General features: G+C 72.6%; 16 protein-coding genes and 1 pseudogene. 8 read left to right on the forward strand and 9 right to left on the reverse strand.

From position 1 onward, the window contains the following. Positions 1–47: 47 nt before the first annotated feature. The 4 genes and pseudogenes from B1H29_RS33935 to B1H29_RS33950 all read left to right on the forward strand — a co-directional run. Positions 48–245 (forward strand): annotated as a pseudogene (locus tag B1H29_RS33935) (helix-turn-helix domain-containing protein); the annotation flags it as partial. Positions 246–309: 64 nt separating this feature from the next. Next, complete coding sequence (locus B1H29_RS33940; RefSeq protein WP_055420304.1) at positions 310–690, forward strand: DoxX family protein; 381 nt, start codon at positions 310–312, stop codon at positions 688–690. Continuing rightward, the gene (locus B1H29_RS33945; protein WP_055420303.1) at positions 687–1,154 is read left to right on the forward strand and encodes a peroxiredoxin; all 468 of its coding nucleotides are present in this window, start codon (positions 687–689) and stop codon (positions 1,152–1,154) included. Before B1H29_RS33940 ends, B1H29_RS33945 begins: the two co-directional genes overlap by 4 nt. 60 nt (positions 1,155–1,214) lie before the next feature. After that, complete coding sequence (locus tag B1H29_RS33950) at positions 1,215–3,566, forward strand: SpoIIE family protein phosphatase (RefSeq protein ID WP_055420302.1); 2,352 nt, start codon at positions 1,215–1,217, stop codon at positions 3,564–3,566. Positions 3,567–3,754: 188 nt separating this feature from the next. On the opposite strand, the gene B1H29_RS33955 is transcribed toward B1H29_RS33950, so the two are convergent. After that, the gene (locus tag B1H29_RS33955; RefSeq protein WP_055420301.1) at positions 3,755–4,960 is read right to left on the reverse strand and encodes a DUF4241 domain-containing protein; all 1,206 of its coding nucleotides are present in this window, start codon (positions 4,958–4,960) and stop codon (positions 3,755–3,757) included. A 765-nt stretch (positions 4,961–5,725) separates the two neighbouring features. On the opposite strand from B1H29_RS33955, the gene B1H29_RS38300 reads away from it, so the two are divergent. Both B1H29_RS38300 and B1H29_RS33960 read left to right on the forward strand, forming a co-directional pair. Beyond that, positions 5,726–6,211 (forward strand): hypothetical protein, encoded by a 486-nt coding sequence (locus B1H29_RS38300; protein WP_159027873.1) that lies wholly within the window; start codon positions 5,726–5,728, stop codon positions 6,209–6,211. A gap of 216 nt (positions 6,212–6,427) precedes the next feature. Then, complete coding sequence (locus tag B1H29_RS33960) at positions 6,428–7,243, forward strand: hypothetical protein (RefSeq protein WP_055420300.1); 816 nt, start codon at positions 6,428–6,430, stop codon at positions 7,241–7,243. A gap of 91 nt (positions 7,244–7,334) precedes the next feature. Here B1H29_RS33960 and B1H29_RS33965 read toward each other — a convergent pair whose 3' ends face one another. The 5 genes from B1H29_RS33965 to B1H29_RS33985 form a co-directional block, all read right to left on the reverse strand. Continuing rightward, complete coding sequence (locus B1H29_RS33965) at positions 7,335–12,317, reverse strand: AAA family ATPase (protein ID WP_159027874.1); 4,983 nt, start codon at positions 12,315–12,317, stop codon at positions 7,335–7,337. Next, positions 12,314–15,361, reverse strand: coding sequence for an SAV_2336 N-terminal domain-related protein (locus B1H29_RS33970; protein ID WP_055420298.1), 3,048 nt, complete (start codon positions 15,359–15,361; stop codon positions 12,314–12,316). The genes B1H29_RS33965 and B1H29_RS33970 overlap by 4 nt, the downstream gene beginning before the upstream one ends. Next, positions 15,361–16,368, reverse strand: coding sequence for an AAA family ATPase (locus B1H29_RS33975; protein ID WP_055420297.1), 1,008 nt, complete (start codon positions 16,366–16,368; stop codon positions 15,361–15,363). Before B1H29_RS33975 ends, B1H29_RS33970 begins: the two co-directional genes overlap by 1 nt. Before the next feature lie 59 nt (positions 16,369–16,427). Beyond that, the gene (locus B1H29_RS33980; RefSeq protein WP_159027875.1) at positions 16,428–17,894 is read right to left on the reverse strand and encodes an effector-associated domain 2-containing protein; all 1,467 of its coding nucleotides are present in this window, start codon (positions 17,892–17,894) and stop codon (positions 16,428–16,430) included. 312 nt (positions 17,895–18,206) lie between these two features. Beyond that, complete coding sequence (locus B1H29_RS33985; protein WP_055420295.1) at positions 18,207–19,037, reverse strand: aldo/keto reductase; 831 nt, start codon at positions 19,035–19,037, stop codon at positions 18,207–18,209. Between the two features lie 168 nt (positions 19,038–19,205). On the opposite strand from B1H29_RS33985, the gene B1H29_RS33990 reads away from it, so the two are divergent. Next, positions 19,206–20,213, forward strand: a complete 1,008-nt coding sequence (locus B1H29_RS33990; RefSeq protein ID WP_234393124.1) for a TauD/TfdA dioxygenase family protein — start codon at positions 19,206–19,208, stop codon at positions 20,211–20,213. Between the two features lie 4 nt (positions 20,214–20,217). Here the strand turns inward: B1H29_RS33990 and B1H29_RS38695 are convergent, their stop codons facing one another. The 3 genes from B1H29_RS38695 to B1H29_RS34000 all read right to left on the reverse strand — a co-directional run bounded on the left by B1H29_RS38695 (position 20,218) and on the right by B1H29_RS34000 (position 22,001). Continuing rightward, entirely contained in the window at positions 20,218–20,382 is a 165-nt protein-coding gene (locus B1H29_RS38695; RefSeq protein ID WP_167392574.1) for a hypothetical protein, read from the reverse strand. Between the two features lie 125 nt (positions 20,383–20,507). Continuing rightward, positions 20,508–21,263, reverse strand: a complete 756-nt coding sequence (locus tag B1H29_RS33995; protein ID WP_055420294.1) for a dienelactone hydrolase family protein — start codon at positions 21,261–21,263, stop codon at positions 20,508–20,510. 117 nt (positions 21,264–21,380) lie between these two features. Beyond that, a complete protein-coding gene (locus tag B1H29_RS34000) occupies positions 21,381–22,001 on the reverse strand; it encodes an L-threonylcarbamoyladenylate synthase (protein ID WP_055420293.1) in 621 nt (206 codons plus the stop codon). Between the two features lie 169 nt (positions 22,002–22,170). Here B1H29_RS34000 and B1H29_RS34005 point away from each other — a divergent pair, with 169 nt between their 5' ends. Beyond that, on the forward strand, positions 22,171–23,700 hold the full coding sequence (locus tag B1H29_RS34005) for a helix-turn-helix domain-containing protein (RefSeq protein WP_055420292.1): 1,530 nt from the start codon (positions 22,171–22,173) through the stop codon (positions 23,698–23,700). The last annotated feature ends 68 nt before the right edge of the window (positions 23,701–23,768 follow it).

The following is a 23,768-nucleotide window of genomic DNA, read 5'->3' on the forward strand; positions in this document are numbered from 1 at the left end:
GGAAGCTAGCAGAAAGGCCGTCTGACCTGCGAAAATGTTCGAGTTAGTTCAGTCAACGGTTCGGCATGACCTTCCCCCAGTGGCGCACGCAGTCCCGCCTCTACCACGCCCTGCGCATGTTCGCCGACGACCTGCCCGTCACCACCGTCGCGCACCGCTGCGGCTGGTCCTCCGCCAGCGCGTTCATCGAGGTCTTCCGCCGTTCGTTCGGATACACCCCCGGCACTCACCACCGCCGTGGGTGAACCCGGCGCCTCCCACTCCTTACCGTCGAGTAATATCGCGCGGCAGGCCCCAAGAGGAGGAACCGTGTCCCGGTCCGAACGCTCACCCCTGCTGCTCGCCGGCCTGCTGGCCGCCGCGGGCGTCGCCCACTTCGCCCGCCCTCGCACCTTCGACGCGATCGTGCCGCGTGGTCTGCCGGGCACGCCCCGGGCATGGACGTACGCCAGCGGCGTCGCCGAACTGGCGCTCGCCGCGGGCATCGCGCTGCCGCGCACCCGCAAGGCCGCCGCGCTGACCACGGCCGCCTTCTTCGTCGGCGTGTTCCCCGCGAACGTCAAGATGGCCGTGGACTGGCGGCACCGCCCCACACCGCAGAAGGCCGCCGCCTACGGCCGGCTGCCGGTACAGGTGCCGCTCGTGCTGTGGGCCCGCGGCGTCGCCAAGGGCAGCGAGGGCCGGTCGTGAGCCGGATCCCGGCCGTGGGTGACACGGTCGACGACTTCACACTCCCGGACGAGACCGGCACCCCGCGCCGCCTGTCCGGTCTGCTCGCCGACGGCCCGGTCGTGCTCTTCTTCTACCCCGCCGCGCTGACCCCCGGCTGCACCGCCCAGGCGTGCCACTTCCGAGACCTCGCCGCCGAGTTCGCCGCGGTGGGCGCCCGCCCCGTCGGCGTCAGCGGGGACCCCGTCGAACGGCAGCGGGAGTTCACCGGGCGCCACACCCTCGGCATGCCGCTGCTGTCGGACGCCGACGGCGCGGTCCGCGAGCTGCTCGGGGTGAAGCGGGGGTTCGGCCTGGCCCCGACCAAGCGGGTCACCTTCGTCGTCGGGCAGGACCGCACCCTGCTCGAGGTCGTCCGCAGCGAGCTGAGAATGAACACGCACGCCGACCGCGCCCTGTCCGCCCTGCGCGCACACCAGGGGTAGCGACCCGTTCTCGCTCCGTCGCGGTTGAAAGCGGGCTGTAAAGGGTCAATCCTGGACGCTATGGAGCATCCCTCCGCGGTGGCGACCCTGGACCCCCACGGCACGGTGACGGGGTGGAGCGAGGGCGCCCGGCGGCTGACCGGTTATCCGGCCGGGGAAGCCGTCGGACGGGCCGCCCGGGAGCTGCTGGCCGAGGATGTGGAGGCCGACGCCCTGACCGCCCTGTCCGGCACCGTGCGGATGCGGCACCGGGACGGAACCCCCGTCGCCCTCCGCCTGCGGGCCTGCGCCCTGACGGGCCCCGACGGCGGGCCGGCCGGATACGCCGTCACCGCCGAACCGCCCGGCCCCGAGCGGAGCTCGCTGGCGGAACTGGCCTTCGAGCAGGCGGCCATGTCGATGTCCGTCTTCGACACCCGCCAGCGCTACCTGAGGGTCAACGACGTGGCCTGTCAGGTGATGGGCGTGCCGGAAGAGGCGTTGATCGGCCGCTGTTTCTCGGACTCCGTCGAGGACGCCGAGCACAGCCAGGGCTTCCTGCGCCATCTGCGCCAGGTCGCCGAGACGGGCAGACCCGAGCGCTACGAGAGCTTCACGGGAGCACCGGCCCTCAACCGCGACCACGCCTGGACCACTGAGATGTGGCCCGTGCGGGACGCCTCCGGCGCGTTGCTGGGGACCGGCCTGGCGGCTTTCGACAGCACCGAGCAGTACTGGGCGCGGGAGCGGCTGGCCCTGCTGAACAAGGCGGCGGCCGCCATCGGCACCACGCTGGACCTGGTGCGGACCGCAGAGGAGCTGGTCGAGGTGGTGGTGCCGCGGTTCGCCGACTTCGCCAGTGTCGACCTGCTCGAATGGGTCCTGGGCGCGGAGGAGTCGCCGGAGCCCTTCAACGAGGAGGTCGCGCTGCGCCGGGTCGCCCACGGCTCCGTCACCGAGGGCACTCCGGAGGCGGCCGTGCGTCTGGGGCAGGTGGACGTCCACCCCGCCCTGTCGCCGCCCGCGCGCGCGATGCGGGAAGGCCGGGTCCTGGTCAGCCAGGCGGGCGAGCCGTCGTTCGTGCGCTGGGTCGCCGAGCGCGACCGGCGCGGTCCGGCGGGACGCCCCTACCGCACGGGAGCCCACTCGATGATGGCGGTACCCCTGCGGGCCCGTGGTGTCACCCTGGGCGTCGCGGTGGCCGTGCGCATGGAGAAGCCGGACGCCTACGGCACCGAGGACGTCGTGTTCGCCGAGGAGCTCGCCAGCAGGGCCGCGGTCTGCATCGACAACGCCCGCCGCTTCGCCCGCGAGCGTTCCACCGCCCTGACCCTCCAGCACAGTCTGCTGCCCAAGGACATGCCCGGACAGGCGGCGGTCGAGGTGGCCCACCGATATCTGCCCTCCGTGTCGGCGGCCGGCATCGGCGGCGACTGGTTCGACGTGATACCGCTGGCCGGCAGCCGTGTCGCGCTCGTCGTCGGCGACGTCGTCGGACACGGCATCCCGTCCACGGCGACCATGGGCCGCCTGTGCACCGCCGTCCGCACCCTCGCCGACGTCGACCTGCCCCCCGACGAACTCCTCACCCACCTCGACGACCTCGTCATCCACCTCGTGGCCGGCGACTCGGGCGACGAGGTCGCGGAGCTGGGTGCCACCTGCCTCTACGCCGTGTACGACCCCGTCTCCCGCTCCCTCGCCCTGGCCGCGGCCGGGCACCCCGCGCCGGCCGTGGTGCTGCCCGACGGCACCACGCGGCTCGTCGACATGACCGCCGGGCCGCCGCTGGGGGTCGGCGGACTGCCGTTCGAGGCGACCGAGCTGGAACTGCCCGAGGGGTCCGTCGTCGCCCTGTACACCGACGGCCTCGTCGAGGACCGCGACCGCGACGTCGACCACGCCCTCGCGGAACTGTGCCGCGCGCTGACGGCGCCCGCCCACTCCCTCGACGCCCTGTGCGACACCGTGCTCAAGGCAGTCATGCCGGAAGAGCCCGGTGACGACGTGGCGCTGCTGCTGGCCCGCACCCGCGCGCTGGGTACGGACCAGATCCGCACCTGGGACGTCCACCCGGACCCCGCGCACGTGGCCGCCATCCGGCGGTCGGTCACCGAGCAACTGACGGCATGGGGACTGGACGAGACGGCGTTCGTCACCGAACTGGTCGTCAGCGAGCTCGTCACCAACGCGATCCGGTACGGCGAGCCGCCCATCCAGTTGCGTCTCATCCGCGACAGCGCCCTCATCTGCGAGGTCTCCGACGGCAGCCCCACCTCACCGCATCTGCGCCGGGCCCACGCCTACGACGAGGGCGGCCGGGGCCTGCTGCTGGTCGCCCAGCTCACCCAGCGCTGGGGCAGCCGGCAGACGGGCACCGGCAAGACCATCTGGGCCGAGCAGCCCCTGCCGGCGGACCTCTGGCCGCCCTGACCGTCCTGCGCGGCGACCCGCGCGAGCGTGCGGCCGGTGCGTGCGCAACGCGGGCACGCCGAGGGCGGACCGGTGCGCACTTCTCCGCTGTTGCGGACGCATGTGGGTCCCTACGGCCGCTTCGAGCTGGATATGAGCCGCCGCCTGGATCTGGACCTGGCGGTCTCGCGCCGGTGGCCGGCGGCTCCTTACTCTCCCTTGGCGGCGGAATGGAGCTGGAAGTCGACGACGACGCAACCAACCTGTCCGTCATCGGTGCGGCCGATCCAGACGGGGTAGGCCCCGTCGCCCTGGCCGGCACGGAAGGCGATGAGGTTCGGCTCGGGCTCCGTGCCGGGCAGTTCGACGCTGAAATGGCTGTCGAGGGGTATGAACAGGTCCTCGTCCAGATGGTCTTCGATCACCGTCCGAGTCGCGTCCATGAAAGCCGCTGTGCCGGTATCCACGCCAACCCCGTAGAACTGGCCCTCGCCGAGCAGCCCGAGGTCCTCGTCGGGCCGGAGGGCCATTTCCCACTCGCGGGGCGGGATGTCCAGGAACGTCACCCTGGCCGCGGCGACACCGGCCCCGCGTGCCGTGCGCAAAAGCGACAGCGTGACCGGGAACTCGCCCGGTGGCACAGCGACGGTCCGCGGGGTCTCTCCGATCCAGCCGGGGTCCGAGACCGCCAACTGCCCTGACGTGATCCGCAGCAGGCCGGCGTCAACGGGCTCGACGACGGCCGGCCCGTCGGAAGTTTCACACCCGCCCGGGCTGAACAGTAGCTCGATTCCGGTGGCGCGCAGCGGTCCCGACCCTTCGTCCACCGACACGTCTCTCAGGGCTACGGTCGTGGCGGGCTCGTGGCCCTGCTGGGCGAGGAACGGCGCGAACACCTGCCAGTCGCCGAATTCCGGTACGGGGCAGAGGAAGCTTTCGACGGGCGCCGAAAACCGCCGCACGGGGACGCTCGACGGGCCGGATGTTCGAGCGTGCAGTGGCTCCGTCGACGCTCCCCGCGGCCCGGCGAACTCGGACCTCACCTCGACCTGCCCGTCGGCCGAGACGGTCGTGGTCTCCTGAACCTCCCACTTCCCGGACGAGTGCTCCTGCTCGTTGGAGAACTGCCATCGGGTGTTCCGGTGAGCCAACAACGACCCGGTGCCGTGCGGCTTGAGGTCGATCATCTGCATGCGCCAGGACCTGTCGTCGAACAGATACATACGCCACATCCGGCGCGGCCAGTATTCGACCAGTGCCAGCGGTCGCTCCCGCGCGGACAGCAGAACCGCGTAGTCCATCCCGGCAGCATGCCTGCGTGCCGCGACCGCGCGCGACATCGGGTCCGGATGGGTCATTCCCCGATGGGGACCCCACAATTCGCCGTACGACACATCAAGACTGTCGAAGATCACAGCCGCGCATCTCCCCCCGTGGCACCAGCCACCCCCGAGCAGTGGCGCTCGACGGGTGGCCCCTGCCGCAACGCCCTGCCCCTTCCGAAGCTTCGTTGTGCCGCAGTCTGCCACTGAGGTGTGACACACAGGATTGTGGGAGGCCCGCAACCTCATGTCACCGACGACACGGGGCGGGAACGTGGGCACTCCGGCGCGGGAATCCATCCCGGTGGCAGCGACGTTACGACTGGTCGCGAAGTCCGTCGGTTGCCCACAGAGGCGGAGCGACTGACCGCCTGGCTCGCAGGCTTCCGCGTCCCACCGTCTACAAATCATCCGCGATGAAATCCTGAACCCCATGGTCTACCGCAGCCGCCACCGCCTGTCGGTAAAACGTTCGTTTGCCGACACTCGCGACGCCGTCACACGCATGGGAGGCGTCACCTCCGCACGCGGCACCGGGCGGTCACCGTGGCTGCGTCGATGTCGCCCAGGGCGAGATGGGCCTCCCAGATTCGTGCCGCATGCATGCATCTCCTGTTGCAGGCGCAGAACGCCGGGCGGAGCATGAAAGAAGGCAACCAGGAAATTACCGCCCCCCTCCGCCTGGGGCGGCAGGCTCCGCTGCCAGCCGGCGGCCAGCCGGCGGCACGGTGGAGCTGCTGGCTGGTTGCCAAACTGCGCAAAGAATCGAAAGAACCTCCCTCCCCCACTGCCGGCAAGGGCTCTGCGAACACTCAACCGAGTTCCGGGCAGGCGGCATGACCATACGAAGGGAACGTAATGGCCACCAAAATAGTTGACGTTACGCTGGCAAGTATAGACAACATAGGCAGTGTTGGTGTATCGCCGAAGGGCATTATACGTGCCTGCTCAGCCCGCGCCGTAGACGATGAACAACTGTTTCAGATCGAGGTTCTCTACCGGAGAATGGCCGGACAGCCCATGCACCCAAGCGGGGCAACAGGCATTCGGCCGGGGCAGAGCCTCACGTACAACAACGCCACGAAGCGACTTCGGATTTCCCATTTCGAACCGGAGAGCGAGGGGCGTCTTAGCCAAATGCTTATATTCAGCAGGGATTTGACGCAAGACTTCGTGATCAGCGGCCAGCTCCAACGCGACGTCCCATATCAAGGTAGCTTCAACCGCAAGGTGCGCTTTGCTGAGATCGAAGGATCTCAAACCGTCACATGCAACTACAACGCCCTCCACGGATCCCAGGTAGCAAAAATCAACGTAAATTATACGGTGAACCTCGTTTCCTAGTCCTAGTCCGTATGAGGTGCGACGGCGAGGCGAACACGTCGCGGTTGTTCCCGCTCCCGGCGCTCGCCGCGTCCAGCGCCTTCGACTCGGCCGGGCAGCTTCTCGAACCGGCCGGTGAGGAAGCGGGGCGGGCGGCGGCCTCACGCGTTCCCGTCCACAACACGACACGGCTCCCTTACTCTTGCGGCACCGGGGAGTCGGCGAGGGGGGCGTCTCATGATCGTCGGAGTTCACGGCATTCGCTGTCTCCGTTATCTGGCCCGGGCCGGGAGTCCGGAGCTGGCCGCGCGGGCGCTGGCCGACGAGTGGGCGTCGGCGCTCGGCGCGCCGCATTCGGCGGGGGGTTTCAAGGCCGCCTACTACGCACACCTGCTGGACCTGGGAACCTCTCAGGGCGAGGACGATCCCGAGCTGCTGAGCCGACCGGGTCAGGAGATGCTGATGGACTGGGTCTCGGCACTCGGCGCGCCTGCGGAGGTGACGATGGGGCGGACCACGCTGCCGGTGCGCCAGGCGGCCGAGTGGCTCGCCCGGCGCCACGGCGACATGGCCCGGCGGTTCGTGGTGCTGTTCTGCCGGGAGGCGGACACCTACGTCGCCGACCCCGCCTCGGCGCGTCGGCGGCAGGCGCGTGCCGAGTTGAACCGCGTGCTGGAACTGCACCGCCCGCGCGTCCTCCTCGCCCACTCCCTGGGGTCCGTGGTGGCTTACGAGGCGCTGTGGCACCGGCCGACCGAGTTGGAGCTCCTCATCACGCTGGGTTCGCCGCTAGGCCTGCCAGGGGCCGTCTACGACCGGCTGTCGCTGGGCGAGGGTAACGCCGCTCGCAAGGGAGAGCGTCCGCCGGGCGTCCGGCGCTGGGTCAACGTCGCCGACATCGGCGACATCGTGGCGATCCCCCGTGACCTCCCCACCCTCTTCCCCGGTATCGACGCTCACCATGAGGTCTCTCTCGGCCTGGTCGCCTCGCACAAGGCGACCCGCTACCTCGGTGTGCCCGAGGTGGCCGCTGAGGTGGCCGCCTGCGTCTGACAGCCGCTCACCGGGGGAGGCCCGTGCGGCTGGGGCGGGCAGGGCGGACCCCGCCGACGGGAGCGCCCGCAGCCGCGGAAGGCCGGCCGGGTCAGCCGGAGCGCCGCAGGACGATCACCTCCCACTCGCATCCCAGAGCCAGTCGGTCGCCGTGCAGGAGGATCGAGGGCACCGTCCCCGGTACGCCGATGTCGGTACGCCGCGCGTCCGACGCGAAGTCCCACAGCCGTACGCCGCAGTCGTCCGAGGCGGCGACGAGGAGCGCCCCATCGACGAGCGTGCAGGCGACCGCGTTGACGCCGCCCGACACCGACAGTGGTTCTCCGTACGGTCGCACCCGGCCGAGCCCGCTGCCGGGCTCCGGACGCGAGAGGTCCCACAGCCGGACCCTGCCGTCCTGACCGCCCGTCACGGCGAGTGGTCTGCCGTCTATGAGGAGACCGGCGAGCGCCGTCGCCCAGCCGCTGTGCGCGTCCACGGGTGGGCAGACCGGCAGGCCGGTCGTGAGGTCCCACAGCCGCAGGGTGCCGTCGTCGCCGCAGGACAAAACCGTGGGGCCCGTGTCGAGTTCCACGCACGTCAGGGCGTTGACACCGCCCGTATGCCCGGCGAGCGGAAGTCCGCGGCGGCGTCCAGTGGCCACGTCCCAGCAGTGCAGGCGTCCGTCCGCGCCGCCGGCCACGACCAGCGGCCGACCGGCCAGCACGGTCGCGCTCACCGCGTGTACGGGGGCGGTGGCGGGGGCGAAGGAGTCACCGTACGGGGTGCCCCGTTCCGCGTCCCAACACCGCAGCAGCCCGTCCGGCCCGGCCGACACCACCAGCGGCCGCCCCTCGTGGAGAGTGACGGCCAGCGCGTGCACGCGCACCGGCCGGTCACCGTCGGCCCGCACGGTGCCGAGGAGGGGGCCCGTGCCCCCGGGCGGGGTGACGTCGCCGGCTGGAGCGCGGGCAAGGGGCGGCGGGTTCTCGTACGCCGTGCCCGAGTCGAGGTCCCAGCGGTGCAGGAGTCCGTCCGCGCCCGCCGAGATCAGCATCTCGCGCCCCCCGACGACGGCTCGCGCGAGCGCGTTGACCCAGGACGTGTGTCCGACGGCGGGTGAGACGCGCTGTCGGCCCGTCGGCACGTGCCACACGCGCAACGCGGCGTCCATGCCCGCGGATACGACGACCGGAGGGAGCGACGGCGGATGGGCGAGAGCCGTGACCGCCCCCATGTGACCCACGAACCGGCTGTGTTCGGTGCCGTCGCGGGGCTCCCACAGGCGGATCGTGCCGTCGCTGCCGGCGCTCAGCACCCGTGAATCGCCGCCTTCGTCCTCCAGCCAGGCCAGCGCGTAGACCGGGCCGTCGTGGCGAGGGACGGACTCCGTCCGCAGCACGCGGCCCGCGAAGTCCCAGGCGCGCACCGCTCCGTCCTCGCCCCCGGTCACGACGTACGGTGTGCCGTCGACCACCGCGCACGCGAGGGCGTTCACACGGCCCGGGTGGTAGAACGCCCCGTCCTGTCGGGAGTCACCGAGCAGCGAGCAGAATCGGACGGTGCCCTCCTCGTCGGCGACCACGACGGACGGGGCGTCGTCGCCCGGGACGCACACCAGGGCCGTGGTGCGACCGAGGCCGGTGCGCAGTTCCTCTCGAGGCAGGTCGCCCACGAGGTCCCAGAGCACCAGACGTCCCGAGGAGTCCGCGGTCAGGGCCATGGGCCGATGGGCCAGCTCCACCACGGTCACGGCCCTGACACCACCTGCTCCCCGGCCGCGCAGGCCGGGCGCGGCCACGGGGGCGAGTGTCGGCAGGGCGCGCACGGCGAGCGAGTCGTCCGACCCGGCGACCACGACCACGGGCGCGTCGTCGATGCGTGCGCACGCCAGCGCCCTGATCTCCCCGAGACCCGGGTCCGCGGTGTGCAGGAGGCGCCCGTTGTTCGCGTCCCACACCCTCAGTCGGCCGCTTCGTCCGCCGGTCACCACGATCGGGACGTCGACCAGCGCGCCGGCCAGGGCGGTCGTCCGGTCCTCGGGGAGATGGAGGGTGAAGGCGTGCGCGGCACTGATCCTGCTCCCGGTGGCCCACTGCGGACGCCACGGCATCGTCTCCCCGCAGCCCGGACCGGGGGCGGCGAGGCGGTCGGCGAGGGTGTGTGCCTGGTGCCGGACCGCGTCCACTGCCAGGATGTGCCGCCGCTGTTCGTCGGACGTGCGCCGGTGCACGTGCGCACTGGTGCGATAGACGGCGGAGGCGCCGCGGGCGGCCTCCGAGGTCGTCCGGCCCAGCTCCGGGTCGAGCCAGTCGGGGTCGGCATGGACCAGGAACTGTGGTTCGGCGCACAACTCGTCGAAGTGGCCCGCGTCGAAGGCGTGCTGCGCGAGATGGCGGCGCAGGTAGTCGTCGAGCCCGGCCCAGCGGGGTGAATCGCCGGGCCCCGGGCCTCTCAGCGAGTCGATGAGGGCGCCGTACACTGCGCCCGCCGCCCGACGGTCCTCAGCGCCGGGCCGTTCGTCCTTTCCCTCGGCCGCCGTCCCCGCGGTCAGTCCGCGCAACTCGTCCGCGACGCTCTGGTGCAGCAGCCGGTACAGCACGGTACCGGTCCGGTCGGGTACGGTCCGCAAGAAGGCCCGCAGATCGTCGAGCAGCCGGGCGACCTCGGAGGCGTCCACGACGCCGGGCGGCGTCACGGGCGGCCGGGATCCGGCGGCGTCGGTCACCACCGCGCCCTCCACCGCCGTTCGGTCCTTCCCTGCCGCGCCGTCCTCGTGCGTGAGGAAGGCGTGGGCCACGGCGGCCACCAGGGAGACCGGCATGCCGTCCCCCTGCGCGAAGGCCAGGGCGGTGAGTACCGGTCTCAGCAGCCGGTGCGCGTGCCCGTGTGCGAAGCCCAGGTCGAGCAGTGCCGGCAGATCGCGGGGCACCTCGGCGCCGAGTTCCGCGGCGGACACCGGGTCGTTCAGCAGGTGCCGGACGTCCTTTTGGGAGGCGTACGAGGCGTACAGGGCCGCCATCAGATACGGGCCCGTGGTGGTCGCGCGCTCCGGGTCGGTCAGTGCGTCGGCGGTCGCTTCGGCGAAGGCGGCCACGCCACCCTCGGCACCGCGCCGCTCGTCGGTGACAGCGCCGTGCTCATGGGCGCCGCCTTCTTCGTCGCCCGCCGCGTCGTTCCGGTGGTCCGCGCTTTCCTCGTGCCCGTGTTCGGCATGCGCGGCTTGGGCGGGTGCGCCTGTATTCGCCCTGTCCTCGTCCGTCGACTCGCCCGCGTCGTGTCCGTCCCCGCTGTGCCCCTGCCCCTTTTCGCCCTCCCCGGCCTCACCCCGCCCTCCCGCCGTCGCCTCTCGCATCTCCCGGTCGAGGAGTTTCGTCACGTACTTGGCGAGGTCGGTCGAGAGGGTCTGCCGACCGGTTTCGTCCAGGTCGATGAGAGAGCCGTCGGCGCGGGCCGTGGCGATGAGGTCCGAGCAGGGCTCCTCGTCGCGTGCCGCGAGCAGGAGGCGGCACAGGGGCCTGCCGTCCGGGCGGGTCAGGGTCGTCAGCGGGATCAGCAGGTCGTGGACGAGTGCGGCGGCGTCGCGGGCCTCGTCGAGCGCGTCGACCACCAGCACGGGCGGCGAGCCCGAGCCACGGCTGAGGATGTCCACGAGGCGGCGAGGGTCGCCCTCGGGCCCGTCCGCCCGGTCCGTCCAGCCGCCGGCATGTGCGCCCGCCTGCCGGGTCAGCGAATCGACGATTTCGGCGAGGGTGCGCTGCCGCGCGTGGACGGTCAGGGGAGGTGCGATCGCCGCACGGCTGAGCGCGGCCAGCTCCGGCACGGACTCCGTCGTGCTCCCCATGCCGGGATGTACCGCCCGCAGCACCACCCCCAGCAGGGCCGACTTGCCCGCTCCGGGGCTTCCGGTGACGACCTGCAGCCGGGCTGCCGCGGGCCCTGCGCCCAGCCACTCGGCGAGGCGCACGAGTTCAGCATGCCGACCGGTGAACAGGCCGCCGTCCTGCTCACCGGTGGCGCCGGAGCGTGCCGTGAACCCGGCACCGCCCCGGGCGTGCCGGAGAAAGTGGTCGGGGTCGGCCACGTCGTCGAAGCGTACGGCGGCAGCCGGGCCGGGCACCGGGCGCGCCCGTGGCACGTCGGCCGGGCCGTGGGTGAAGCAGGGGTTCGGGAAGAACGGCAGCTCGGGAGCGACGGTGTCGAGGACGTCGGCGGTGACCCGGTGGGCCATGCCGCCCCGCTCCTCGACCAGTTCGCGGAGCCGGTCGCGGACCCGGTCGACGAACCAGTGGAAGCCGAGGTGGCGACGGCTGTGGTCGTACTGGATGCGCCGTTCGGCGACGGCGTTCAGGACGTCGGCGACGGCACGTGTGAACCGGCCCTCCACCGCCAGTTCCGACGGGCCCGAGGCCGCGATGACCCACGCCCGATGGTGTCCGTCGGTCAGGCCTCGCAACTGGTGGTCGAACCGCGCCGCGGCGCCGGAGTGGCACAGGTCCAGCAGGAACAGCACCAGCGGACGCCCGGGGAAGTCCTCCACCGCCGACAGCCAGTTCCGGACCGACGTCCACTCGGTGTGCACGCTGTCCGCGCCCAAGGCGTACAGGCCGGTGGGCCGGACGACACCGTGGCTGAGCACGTGGACGACACACACGTCCTCGGGCCCGGCGGACGTCAGGGCCTGGTGTACGGCGACGCCGAGGTGGGCGGCGGACGGCTGCCATCCAGGATGCGCGGCGGCCGGCCCGGTGTCCGGGGTGTGCCCGTCAGGCGCCGGGGACTTCGCTCGGGGCACGCCGGGCGGGAGATTCTCTCCGGGCGCGGTGTCCGGGCCCGTGAGCCGTATGCACCGGTAGCAGTAGGGCTCCCGCTCCAGCGCCTCGGCCAGAGCGGCCACCCGGTCCGGCGCGAAGGTCAGCGGGTCGGGCCCCTCGTCGTCCAGACCGTGCTCGGGACTGGGCGCGAACCAGGACACACCGACGCTCAGGGCATGCCGTCCCACAGCGGGGGAGTCCGCGGGGTGCGGGCCGCTGAGCGGCCCCGGCACGGGCGGGGGCTCGTCGGCACCTGGCTCCACGGGCGCAGTGCTCGTCACGGCCCGCCCCGTCCCGTGTCGTCGAGGGAAGGCCCGGCGGGACCCGCTGCGTCCGGCTCCTCCTCCGCACCCACCACGGCTGCGAGTTCGGCGCCGAGCGGGTCGTCCGCGCCCCAGTGGGCGAGCGCATCCTCGGCGAGGCTCCGCGCGGCGGCCGGATAACCGCATGCGACGAGGAAGTGCACCTGGCCTTCCACGGCCGCCCGTACGGAGGGGTCGCGGTCCGTCAGGGCTCCGATGGACGCGAGATGGCGGGTGAGGGCGACCCTGTCGCGTCGCCTGCCCGCGTCCGCCAGGTCCGTGACGCCGATGCCCGAGGAGGGGGCGAGGGCGGATACGCAGCTGACCAGAGCGGCGCGTGCGAGCCGTCGTGCCGCGTCGGCGCGGAAGGTGTCCATGTGCCGTCGGCGTGCGCGCCCTACGGCGGGGCGGACGGAGAGCAGGGCACCGTCCGGCGACGGCTGCACCAGAGCGGACCGGGCGAGGGTCCCGATGGCCGCCTCGGTCGTCTCCGTGTCGCCGGGCAGGACGTGCCGCAGCAGCGCCAGCGGCACCGGGCCGGGACCGAGCACGGCGAGCAGGTCCAGCAGCGGCACCGCCTCCGGATGCCGCAGGCCGACCCGTTCCAGGACCAGGTCGCACACCGCCGGCAGCGGGTCGGGCAGCGGCCCGGTCGGTGGCGCGCCGGGGGTGGGGTCGGCGCCGAGCGCGGCCAGCAGCGCGGCTCCGGCCTCGTCGGTGGCGCCGCTGTCGGAGAGGAGGCCGTCGGAGAGGAGACCGGCGGCCATGGTGAGCGCGAGCGGCAGGTGGCCGAGCCGCGTCGCGACGCGCAGGGCCACGGGCGGGGACAGTCGCGGCACGAGGCCGCGCAACAGGCCCATGGACGTGGAGGGCCTGAGCGGGGGCAGCCGATGGACGGCGAAAGGCTCCGGCCACGCGTCGACGGTGGACGTGATCAGGAGGGTTCCCGGTAGGTTCGGGAGTACCGCAGGCACGTCCTCAGGCCGGGCACCGTCCACGACGAGGAGCCAGGTCGCGGGCCGCCCCGCCGCGTGCGCCCGTCCGACGGCCTCCTCCAGTTCCCCCGGTGCGCAGAACGAGGGCGTGCCGTCGGCGGCCGCTGTCCACCGGATGTGACCGTAGGAGTCCGCGTGTTCGGCGACGTAGCGGGCGGCGACCGCGGTGGTGCCGCTGCCTTCGCGGGCGACGAGCACGATGCGGGCAGTCTCACTACCTTCGCCGATGGTGCCGGTAACCGGCTGTGTGGCCCGGCTCAGTTCGGCGAGGACGGCGTCGCGGTCCAGAAGCGGCGCCGGTACGGGCATCGCGCCGGTGGCGTCGTGAGGTTCGGTCCCGCCGTCCGGGGACGTGCCGGCAATGCCCTCCTCGGGCGTGGCCCGCGGGTCGAGGCGCTGGGCGAGTGTCTCGTACCGGTTGCTCAGATGGCGGAGCACCTGGGCCGTCACGGTGGCGAAGTGCTGCTCGGAGCGGGCGACGGCGACGGCCTCGTCCTCCTCGGCGAACAGCGCCGTGAAGGTCACCGGAGACTGTCCCGAGGAGAGTTCGCCGAGAACGTGGTCCGCGACGAGGGTGAGGGTCCGTAAGGCCTCCGTGCGGCGGATCTCGCTCAGCAGCAGTTCGCGGATGCCCGGCCGGAAGTCGAACAGCACGCCGTGGACGGTGTCACGGTCCTGGTGGGGGAGACCGGATGGCTCGGCCCACGGCACCCGGGTGACAAGTCCGGTGAACAGCACCTCGGTCAGTACGGAGGGTCGGCTGTCCTGGCACACCGCCTGCTGGACGAGCCGCATCACGGGCAGGCTCAGGGGGACCACCGCCAGGTGACGTGCCAGGCGCAGCGCCGCCGGGCTGAGGCGGGCCTTGGTGCGTTCGAGCCGCTCCTGCGCCGGGATTTCCTCGTCGGCGGGATCGTCCTGGCGCAGCCGGGCGGTGTCCGCGGACGGTGTGTCCGGCCGTTCGGGCACGATCGCCACCACCGTGTCCCAGGTGGGCGATTCGCCGCTGACCAGGGAGGCCCACGGGCCGAGCCAGCGCGGATCCATCTCCAGCACGGGGACGGCCATGCCGTGGGCAGGGTCTCCCTGCTCGAGCAGTGGCGTGTGCGTCTGCCGGACGTTGGGTGTGCCGGGCGCAGGAGTGCGCAGGCGTACGGCCCGCAGGTCGAGGGCGCTGCGTTCCCACATCCGTCGGGGCAGGGACTGGACCAGCGCCACCGGGCCGGTCCCGCCCCAGGTGCGCAGGAGCCGCAGCAGAGTGCCGTCCGACCAGGCGGGGCTGATGCAGTCGGACACCACGAGCACGACGCGCCGCCCCGTGGTGTCGACGATCTCCATGGGACTGTGGTCGCGACCTGGTCCAGCGGGGGACCGCAGGACAAGCCCGCGGGTGGCGACCTCCTCCGTGGGCAGGGTCCAGTGCTGCACGGAGCGGAACGCCCCCACGTTGACGAGCACGGAGAGGAACTCCTGCACGGTTTCCCGCCAGACGGCCATGGAGGTGCTGTCGTCCACCACGAGTGCCAGGTCGAGCCAACGGCTCGGCGCCGGGCTGAGGACTGGCAGCCACAGAGCGGTGTCGACGATGTTCTGCACCGTGGCCTCCTCGTCCAGTTGGGTCCGGTCCGGGGACGGGGCCCGGCGGGTCAGTGGGCGCAGCGACCGTACGAGCCGGTGCGGGTACGGCAGTGCACGGGGGGCCGGCAGCCGTAGCTGCGACGCCCTACCCGTGCCGTCGGCGCGGTCACCGGCACCGGGCAGGTACAGGTCGAGCCGCGGCTCCGACGGCCCGTCGGGAGGCCGGCCGGACAGCCGGAGCTCTCCCGGGTCGGGGGCCGGGTCGTTCTCTGGCCGAGGCGGCGGTAGGTGCGCCGGATCGCCGTCGTCGAGCATCTTGGAACCGTCGCCGGACGGCTCCGCCGGTGGCGGCAGGCGCGCGGCGAGCCAGAGGGCGTCCGCGAGGTCCTCGGCCTCGGCCTCGACCGAGAGGCCGCCCAGTACCCGCAGCAGGTGTTCCAGGGGCAGCATCAGTCACCCGGCCCCAGTGGTCTCAGTACCTGCTCCAGCAGCTCCGCCTGGGTCTCGCGGGTCCCATCGCCGAGCAACAGATATACGGCGTTGAGGAGTTGGTCGGTGGACAGGGTGCCGTTGGCTCGCCGTCTGACGAACTCTTCGACCAGGCCCGCACCTCGGTGGACGCCCTCGTTCCCGAGGTGCGCACGGACGATCTCGGCCAGTCGCTGCGTGTCCGGGCTCGGGAGGTCGAGGCGGATGCACCGGCGCAGGAAGGCCGGGGGAAAGTCCCGTTCGCCGTTGCTGGTCAGAATGACGACGGGGAAGGTCGTGCAGCCGACCCACCCGCCGGTGATCGCGGCCGTACCGCCGGCGGACCCGGCCTGGCTGTCACCGGTGTGGACCCAGGCGGTCGGGGTCGTCCGGGACACCCGGGCGAGTTCGGGGATCACGAACTCGCCGTTCTCGAACACGTGCAGAAGGTCGTTGGGCAGGTCGAGATCGCTTTTGTCGATCTCGTCGATCAGCAGCACGCGGGGTCGCTCGACCGGGAGGAGCGCGGTGCCGAGCGGCCCGAGGCGGATGAAGGCTCCGATGTCCGGCTGCTCGGGACCCTCCAAGCGGGAGGACTGTCCGCTCGCGGCGAGGCCCGCCTCCTGCAACCGCCCGATGGCATCGTAGGAGTAGAGACCGTCCTTGAGCGTGGAACGGCTCGTGATGGGCCATTGCAGCACTCGCCCGAGGCGCAGTTCGTGCGCGATGTGGTAGGCCAGGGACGACTTGCCGGACCCGGGGGGCCCGGTCACCAGTAGCGGGCGGCGCAGCATCAGGGCGGCGTTCACGGACTGCACAGTCGCCTCGGTGGCCCGATAGGTGTGCGCCCGGGCCCCGACGGGACGGACGTGCTCGCCCCCCTCGGACCCGCCCTGCCGCCGCATGTCCCGCCAGGGGGGCGGTTCGGGCAGCCGATCGATCCCGTCGTGCGGCTCGCCGTGTCCCCGGTAGATGTATCCCTCGTGCACTGTCCCTGCCTTCCCTACCGCTGTCCGGATCGTCCCCCGCACCGGCCGGAGCTGTGGCCTCAGGGGCACCGCAGCGCGCCTCCTCCGACATCGGGCCGTCCACCGGGGTCGTCCCAGACGAGTGCGAGCTGTTCGGCCGGGGACGGTGTCCCGGAGTCGAGTGCCCTTCGTCGCAACGACGTTATGCGTTCGGGGAGCCGGGCGGGACTGCCTCCGGAGATCAGCCGTCTGGTCGTCGAGTGCAGAGCCCCGGACTCCACATACCCGTCGGTGTCACCCTCGTCCCGTCCCCACAGCACGACGGGAACGCCGGCGTCCAGCGCCATCCCCACGGCGCGGGCCACCGCTCCGGCCGGGGCGCGGTCGTGCCGGGACGGCGGCTCCACGACGACGGCGAGGGCGAGGGCGAATTTCCGCATGCTCCTCGAAGGGTCCTGCTCGCGTCCGCACGGCAGCCAGACGGCCCGTTCGGCCGAGAGGTCGAGGGACCTCTCGTACTCCCGCCACCGGTGCGCCCATCGTTCCCGCGCGCGGGGGTCGGTGGGTCGCTCCAGGTCGCGTACGACGACGGGGCACAACACGCCCAGGGGCAGACCCGTACCGGGCGAACCGTTGCTGCGGCTGCTGACGGACCAGCGGTCGACGGGGAGACCGAGCAGGGAGCGCGGCAGCATGAACTCGACGCGCGAGGGCAGTCCGCCCGAGAGGTCCTGCGCCTTCTCGAAGAACGTGTCGAAGCGGGCGACGATCCGTCCGAGGGGTTGGGGTTCGTCGTCGACGACCAGGACGATCCAGCGTTCCGCGCCGTAGCCCAGCCACATGGACAACAGGCATTCCGAAGAGCCGGGCTGGTAGCGCTGGAGACTCACGACCAGCCGTACGCCATCGCCCTGGTCGCCGGAGGGGCCGTCGGGGCGGGATCCCGCAGCCGTCGGTACGGCGACACCAAGCCGCCGGGCGAGCCGGTGGATCCACTCCCGCAGGTCATCCTGCTGGAGCGGGGACCACCCGGGGCGTGCGGCGAGAGTGACGGCGAACCGCAGTAACGGGGGTGGCTGGTGGGGAGGGGCAGCCAGTTCCTCGAGGAAGGCGACGGCCTCCGCGGGCGACCGGGGAGGTCTCTCGGCAGCCGAGCCCGCGATCTCCAGGAAGGACGGCAGCCAGGGCTGGCGTTCGTCGGTGAGCAGAATTCGGACGAGCTCGGCTCCCTGACCGCTGAGGGGGCCGACGGGTTCGGTCAGGCGTGCGACCAGGAGGCGGAGCCGGGTGATCGCGGGCGTTTCGCCGTGGAAGAGGGCGAGCAGGTCGGCGAGTTCCAGGAGGGCGCCGTCCCAGTGCAGCAGATGCCGGATCATCAGGTGGGCCGTCGTCCGGGTCGAAGCGCCTTGCCTGAGTCCCGCGACCAAGGCCGGCCGCATCTCGTCCAGAATCACGGCCCGGGTGTGCACGTCGGCGAATCCCGGCAGATCGCAGAGCAGATCCACCAGTTCCGAGACAGTGACCTCCTCCTCCGGCTCCGTCCTCAAGACGCGCGGGCCGGGATCGAACCGGATGTTCGCACAGAAGGCCTCCCCGTCATCGACACCCCCGCTCCCGTACACCCGGATGGCACCACATGGTACGGGTGGTGCCCCCTGCTGTGAGCCGGACCTGCGAATCCGGCGCTCAGTATCCGCGTCATCCACCACACGGTCGACCCTGCTGAGCGCGCGGCCGGTATGCCGCCAGGGTACGGAATTCGAATCCAGCATGGATAACAGCAAGAAGCAGCGCCGGCGTGGCCGCCCGCCGGCGACTCCCCGGACGGGGATGTGTGCCGACCGGGACCGGGTGCCCCGTCAGAACTCCTCGTGCACCTCAGGGTCGCCGCCGATCCGCCGGTGCGCGCGGTCGGCGACCGCACGCATCTGGCCGGCGTCCAGCTCGAAGCCGAAGACGTCGAGGTTCGCCCGCTGCCGCGCGGGGTCGGAGGACTTCGGGATCGGCACCGCGCCGAGCTGGGTGTGCCAGCGCAGCACCGCCTGGGCGGGCGTCACCCCGTGCGCCTCCGCGACCGCGACGAGGGCCGGATCGTCCAGCAGGTCGCTGCCGCGGCCCAGCGGGCTCCAGCTCTCGGTGCGGATGCCCTTGCGCTCGTGGAAGGCGCGCAGTTCGTCCTGCGGGAAGAGCGGATGCAGCTCGATCTGGTTGACGGACGGCAGGACGCCGGTCTCCTTCTCCAGCCGTTCGATGTGTGCGGCCGTGAAGTTCGAGACGCCCACCGAGCGCACGAGGCCGTCGTCGCGCAGTTTCACCATGGCCTTCCACGAGTCGGCGTACCTGTCCACACGGGGCAGCGGCCAGTGGATCAGGTACAGGTCGACGTAGTCCACGCCGAGCCGGGCGCGGGACTCCTCGAACGAGGCGAGCGTCTCCTCGTAGCCGTGGTGCCGACCGGGCAGCTTGGTCGTCACCACGACCTCCTCGCGGGGTACCCCGCTGCCGGCCACGCCCCGGCCGACGCCGGTCTCGTTGCGGTAGTTCGTCGCCGTGTCGATCAGCCGGTAGCCCGCCTGCAGGGCTTCGCGGACCGCCCGCTCCGCTTCGTCGTCCTTCATCGGCCAGGTGCCCAGCCCCAGGGCGGGGAGCGAGGTGCCGTCGTTGAGCGTGTGCGTCGGAATGCCGATCACCGTGGGACCTTCCCTCGACTGTGTACGGCGGTGTGCCGCCCGTCCAGCGTCGCCCACGGAGCGAGTGGTGATCAACCGGGACGGCGCGGGAGGGGTTCTGCCACGATCTCCGAGGGAGCCGGCACGCACGACCGACCGGCCAGTGACCGACCGACCAACGGAGCACGCATGACGACGGACAGGGCAGCGGCGAACCGTACGGCGCCAGGGCCCACGGGGATCGATCCCGCGGTGATCGAGGCCGCCGGGATCCGGGTGAGACCCGCCGCCGGGCACATCGGCGCCGAGATCCACGGCGTCGACCTGGCCGGCGGCCTCGACGCGGCGCAGGTCGCGGCGGTCCGGGCGCTGATGCTGCGCTGGAAGGTCGTGTTCTTCCGCGACCAGGGCCTCGACCACGCCGGACACGTGGCCTTCGCGCGCCTCTTCGGCGAGCCGGTCGTCCTGCCCCGGCGCGGCAAGGCGTCACCGGCGGACTTCCCGGAGGTCGAGACGACCGCCGACCGGCTGGAACTGGGCGGGCGGTTCGGGATGGAGCACGACGAGTGGCTGCGCCGCCGCCGCCACACGCTGCTGCGCGGCTGGCACTGCGACCACGGCGCCCGCGTCGACCCGCCGGCCGCCACCATCCTGCGCGCCGAGACGGTCCCGCCCTACGGCGGCGACACCACCTGGTCGAACCTGGCCGCCGCCTACGCCGGACTGTCCGCCCCGATGCGCGCGTTCGTCGACGGGCTGCGCGCCGAACACCGCCTCGGCGTCGGCTACCAGCCCCGGCCGGGCGACGACGCCTACGTCCGGCACCTGCTCGACCACCAGACCGCGACCGTGCACCCGCTGGTCCGCGTCCACCCGGAGACGGGGGAGCGGGTGCTGTTCGTCAACGGCTACTACGTCGAGCAGATCGCCGGCCTCTCCCGCCCGGAGAGCGCGGCGGTCCTGGAACTGCTGCTGGAGCAGGCGACCCGCCCCGAGTACACCGTCCGCTTCCGCTGGGAGCCGGGCAGCGTCGCCTTCTGGGACAACCGGGCCGCCATCCACCTCGCCCCGAGCGACAACGCCCACCTGGGCCACCCCCGGATCATGCACCGCGTCATGCTCGCCGGCGACGTGCCGGCCGGGGTCGACGGCACCCACTCGGAAGCGATCGTCGGCAGCGAACCGGGACGCTGGTGAGCCGTCAGCCGAGCGGGACCGCCACCTCGTCCTCGACGGGCGGGTCCAGCTCCTGCGCCCGGTTGCCGGTGGCGGCGCAGCAGCGCGGCCGGACCGGGCAGCCGGAATGACGTTCAGGGGCGAGCCGGTCACCGTCACCTTCCGCCGTGGGCCCCCGGGACACCGCCATGGCCTTCGGCGATGTCGCGTGCGGAGTCGGATACCCGGGCACGGCAACAACGGCCGGGGCGGGGGCCCGACCGAGGAGAGCCCGCCAACTCCCTCCCCGGTGACGCCGTTTCGCGGCGCGGTGGGTCAGAACGTCCGCTTCAGCAGGTCCAGCAGTGCCGCCCAGTGGCGCTCCGTCGCCTCCGGGTCGTACGCCGCGGTGTCGGCCTGCGTGTAGCCGTGGGGGGCGCCGTCGTACACCTCGCAGCGGTGCCGGACGCCGGCCGCGGTCAGTGCCGCCGCCAGGCGTTCCTGCTGCTGGGCAGGCATGGAGCCGTCGTGGTCCGCGTGGCCGAAGTACAGCTCGGCGGTGATGTCTGCGGCCACCAGGTGCGGGCTCTGCGGCCCTTCGGTCGCCAGGTTCCCGCCGTGGAAGCCGGCCGCCGCGGCGACCCGGTCCGGATAGGCGCCGGCCGTGCGCAGGGCGAGCGCGGCGCCCATGCAGTAGCCGGTCAGTGCGACCGGGCCGTCGGCCGCCGCCGGCGCCTCGGCCAGCCACCGCAGGTAGGCGTCGGCGTCCCGCATGGCCCGGTTCGGCGTCAGCGACCGCATGACCGGGCCGAGGCGCTGGAAGATGTCCGGACGCGCCCCCGGGTCGATGAACTCGGGCAGCTCCACGACCGGCGCCCGCCCGTGCCGGTAGAACACGTTGGGCACCAGGACCGTGTACCCGGCGCCGGCCAGCCGGTCGGCCATGTTCCGCAGTTGCGGGCGCAGCCCGAAGGCGTCCATGTAGAGCAGGACCGCGGGGCGCGCGCCCCCGTCGGCGGGGTGCGTGAGATAGGCGTCGGCGGTGCCGTCGTCGGTGGGGACGTCGACGGCGGTTCCCTGTACGGCGGTCATGGCGGGGCTGCCTCTCTGTCGTGTCCCGGTGCCCGGCCCGCCGGCCCCACCGGCGGATCACGGCCATCCTGGCACGCCGGACCGTGGGCGTGCCGCCGCCCCGGGGGCGGGCTTCCGCTACTCGAACCTGGTGGTGTCGCCCGCGCCCCGCCGCACGATCTCCGCCTCACCGCCGGAGAAGTCGACGACGGTGGTCGGCTCGGTGCCGCAGTCCCCGGAGTCGATCACCGCGTCGAGCACATGGTCGAGCCGGTCCTTGATCTCCCAGCCCTGGGTCATCGGCTCCTCCTCGCCGGGCAGCAGCAGAGTGCTGGACAGCAGGGGCTCACCGAGCTCGGCGAGCAGCGCCTGGGTGACGACGTGGTCGGGGATGCGCACGCCCACGGTCTTCTTCTTCGGATGCTGGAGCATGCGCGGCACCTCCCTCGTCGCCGGCAGGATGAAGGTGTAGCTGCCGGGCGTCGACGCCTTGATCGCCCGGAACACGTCGTTGTCGATCTGTACGAACTGACCGAGCTGCGCGAAGTCCTGGCACACCAGGGTGAAGTGGTGCCTGTTGTCCAGTTGCCGGATCGACCGGATGCGGTCGGTGCCGTCGCGGCTGCCCAGTCGGCAGCCCAGCGCGTAGCAGGAGTCCGTCGGATACGCGATCAGCGCCCCGGAGCGGACGCTGTCCGCGACCTGGGCGATGCTGCGCGGCTGGGGGTTGTCGGGGTGCACGTCGAAGTACTTCGCCATTCACCGAGCTTATGCCCGACGGAGCGTGCGGACCGACAGGCCCGGTCGGCGGCTCCGTCGCCGCCCGTGCCCGGATCCTCGCGCCCGCGCGAATGCCGGGCGGGCTCAGCCATGGGGTAACGTCCCCGGCCTGGGCCGAGGTCAGGGCGACGACGAGGAGAAGGCCGACGTGGCGGGCCGACAGGACGGGGCACGGCGGTGGGAGGCCGGGGCCGGTGAGCACGCGGACTGGGCGGCGGAACTGCTCGACCACCTGCGGCCGGCCGGACGCGACGTGCGCAGGGTCGTGACCTGGCTGGCCCGGGCCGCGCACGCGACCGTGGCGCTGCGGGACGGTGCCGGCCTTCTGCTGGCCGGCACCCGTATCCCGCTGGACGAGGACCTGGTCGCCGACATCACCTCCGGCCGGATCGCCTCCGCGGCCCTGGAGGACCGGGGCCGCCATCTGCGGCTCGTCCGCGTGGAGCGAGTCCATCCGACGCCGGCCGCCGTCCTCGCGGTGGCGCGCGACACCCCCTTCGACCGGCGGGCGTCCGACATCGTCACCCACACCGCCCAGGTCGTGGAGCTGCTGCTGGCCGGCCACGAGTCGACCGCGGCCGGACACCGGTTGCGACGGGCGGCCTCCGACCTGCGCCTGGCCATCCTGCAACTGCTGATGGTGGAGGACACCGTCTCGGCCCGCCGCGTGGCCGCCGGGCTCTGGCCGGGCCTCCTCGACACCGACGAGGCGTGCGTCTACGTCGTGGAGAGCAGCCCCGACGAGCGCGACGACCTCGCCGAGGAGTGCCTGTCGGCGACGGGTGAACGGGCGCTCGTCGTACGGTGCCCGGCCATGGACGGGCACGTGATCGTCCTCACGCCCCGCGAGACCGCCGGAGCGGAGCTGCGCTCGCTCGTCGGCCGTCTCCCCGGCGTCTTCCTCGGCGGCAGCGCCCGGCAGAGCCTAGCCCGCACCGCCACCGCGTACGGGCAGGCCGTCAGCGCCCTGGCCGTCGCACGCTTCCGCCCGGACAAGGCGGCCGTGTACGCCGAGCGCACCCATCCCGAGCGCCTGATGGACCCGGCGGCGCTGTACGGCTGGACGGTCCGCCTGCTGCGCCCGCTCGACGCCCTGCCGCACCACACCCGCGCCGAACTGCTCGCCACCACCCGGCTCGGACTGGAGTTCACCGCCGTCAACACGGCGAAGGTCCTCGGCGTCAGCCGCAACACGGTCCGCGCCCGCATGGACCGGGTGGAGTCACTGCTGCGCACCGACTTCGCCGACCTGACCGTCCGCGCCACCGTCCACCTCGCCCTGAACGCCCAGGCCGGCCACGCCCAGCACCCCGCCGACGGTGCCGAACGGTCCGGCCCCGCCGAGCTCACCGACCTGCTGGCCGGGCCCGCGCTGCGCACCTGGGCCGGCGACCTGCTCGGCCGCCTGGAACCGGACACCCGGGACCTGCGGCGCACGCTCCGCACCTGGATCGCCGTCGGCGGCAACGCCGAACGGGCCGCGCAGACGCTCGGCGTACACGCCCAGACCGTGCGCGAGCACGTCCGCAGCGCCGAGCCCGTCCTCGAACGCCAGCTCCTCGCCGCGGGCAGCGACCTGTACGAGGTCGTGCTCGCCCATCTGGCGGCGGGCGACCTCGGCCTGCCACGCCTGCGCGGGTCGAAACCGGACCATCCGGACCCGCCTGTGCACGGGTGAGTCCCCGTGGCCCGGCAGTGGGCACGGACGCGATTCACAACGGCCGAGCCGTCCACGTAGGTTCGACG

This window comes from Streptomyces pactum (assembly GCF_002005225.1).
GTDB classification, from domain to species: Bacteria; Actinomycetota; Actinomycetes; order Streptomycetales; family Streptomycetaceae; genus Streptomyces; species Streptomyces pactum_A.

Bases quoted from the DNA above. Each gene is read 5' to 3' on its own strand.
- B1H29_RS33950 (WP_055420302.1), top strand. From the start codon at position 1,215: ATGGAGCATCCCTCCGCGGTGGCGACCCTGGACCCCCACGGCACGGTG.
- B1H29_RS38300 (WP_159027873.1), top strand. From the start codon at position 5,726: ATGGCCACCAAAATAGTTGACGTTACGCTGGCAAGTATAGACAACATA.
- B1H29_RS33960 (WP_055420300.1), top strand. From the start codon at position 6,428: ATGATCGTCGGAGTTCACGGCATTCGCTGTCTCCGTTATCTGGCCCGG.
- B1H29_RS33970 (WP_055420298.1), bottom strand. From the start codon at position 15,361: ATGCTGCCCCTGGAACACCTGCTGCGGGTACTGGGCGGCCTCTCGGTC.
- B1H29_RS33990 (WP_234393124.1), top strand. From the start codon at position 19,206: ATGACGACGGACAGGGCAGCGGCGAACCGTACGGCGCCAGGGCCCACG.
- B1H29_RS38695 (WP_167392574.1), bottom strand. From the start codon at position 20,382: ATGGCGGTGTCCCGGGGGCCCACGGCGGAAGGTGACGGTGACCGGCTC.
- B1H29_RS33995 (WP_055420294.1), bottom strand. From the start codon at position 21,263: ATGACCGCCGTACAGGGAACCGCCGTCGACGTCCCCACCGACGACGGC.
- B1H29_RS34000 (WP_055420293.1), bottom strand. From the start codon at position 22,001: ATGGCGAAGTACTTCGACGTGCACCCCGACAACCCCCAGCCGCGCAGC.